Genomic DNA, 1,238 nt, shown 5'->3' on the forward strand with positions numbered 1-1,238 from the left:
GCTAAGCCTTGCGGCCCGTGTGCACCGCGGCGATCCCGCCGGTCAGGCTCTCCCAGCCAGCCCCACGTCCCTCAAGAGTTGCGCCCGGCCGCCCCACGGCCCCGGCCCGCCGATCGAGCCCCGCCGCTGATCGAGCTTGTCGAGATCACCCGCCGGGCCCAGTGGTCTCGACCTGGGTGCTCGCTGCGCTCGCGCCCGCTCGACCAGCGAGGCTGCTGATTCACAGTCGGGCCCGGCCCGCCTATTGAGTCCCACCCCGATGATCGAGCTTGTCGAGATCGCCCGCAGCGTGCGTACACAACTCGGTCGTCAGCGCGACGCCAAGACAATAATCTCCTCGGCGCCCCGCTCACGTCACGATTGTGTACGCACCCGGCCGCCCTAGGCCTTGCGGCCAGTGTGCACCGCGGCGATCCCGCCGGTCAGGTTCTGCCAGCGCACGTCGGTGAACCCCGCGTCGCGGATCAGGTCGCCGAGGCCGAACTGGTCGGGCCACGCCCGAATCGACTCTGCCAGATACACATACGCCGCCGGATTGCTCGACACCTTGGTCGCCACCGCGGGCAGCGCCTTCATCAGGTACTCCATGTACACGGTGCGGAAAGGCCCGAAGGTCGGGGTCGAGAACTCGCAGATCGCAAGTCGCCCACCGGGTTTCAGCACACGGCTCAGCTCGGCCAGCGCGAGTGGGACCTCCTGCACATTCCGCAGCCCGAACGAGATCGTCGCGGCGTCGAACGATCCGTCCGCAAACGGCAACGCCAGCGCGTCGGCCGCAACCTTGGGAACGTCACGGTCGGCGCCCGCCTTCAACATGCCCAGCGAGAAATCGGCGGCGATGCACGTCGCTCCCGACTCCCCCAGCTCGACGGTCGAGACAGCGGTCCCCGCCGCGAGATCGAGCACCACGTCCGACGGGCCCAGCGCCAATGCTTTGCGTGTCGCCTTGCGCCACCGACGATCCTGCGCGAAGGAGAGCACGGTATTCGTGATGTCGTAGCGCTTCGCGACGCCGTCGAACATCGCGGCGACCTCGGCAGGCGCCTTGTCGAGACCTGCGCGGTCGGTGATGGCCATGCCGACCACGCTACTACCCGGCCAACAGCTCCGAATCGGTCAGTCCGCTCTGTCCTGCGATCGCCGCGCGGTAGTGCCCAACCAGTTGCTCGCAGATCGCGGGCCAGGTCCGATCGCGCACCGCTGCAAGCCCTGCCCGACCCATCGCCGCGCGATGCGTA

General features: G+C 68.6%; 1 protein-coding gene. It reads right to left on the bottom strand.

Annotated features, from left to right (window positions below; all coding sequences use genetic code 11):
- Positions 1-381: 381 nt before the first annotated feature.
- Positions 382-1,077 carry a demethylmenaquinone methyltransferase gene (locus GOSPT_RS16145; RefSeq protein ID WP_039856312.1) on the bottom strand — a complete coding sequence of 232 codons (696 nt, stop codon included), beginning with the start codon at positions 1,075-1,077 and terminating at the stop codon, positions 382-384.
- Between the last annotated feature and the right edge of the window lie 161 nt (positions 1,078-1,238).

The organism is Gordonia sputi NBRC 100414 (assembly GCF_000248055.1).
Classification (GTDB): domain Bacteria; phylum Actinomycetota; class Actinomycetes; order Mycobacteriales; family Mycobacteriaceae; genus Gordonia; species Gordonia sputi.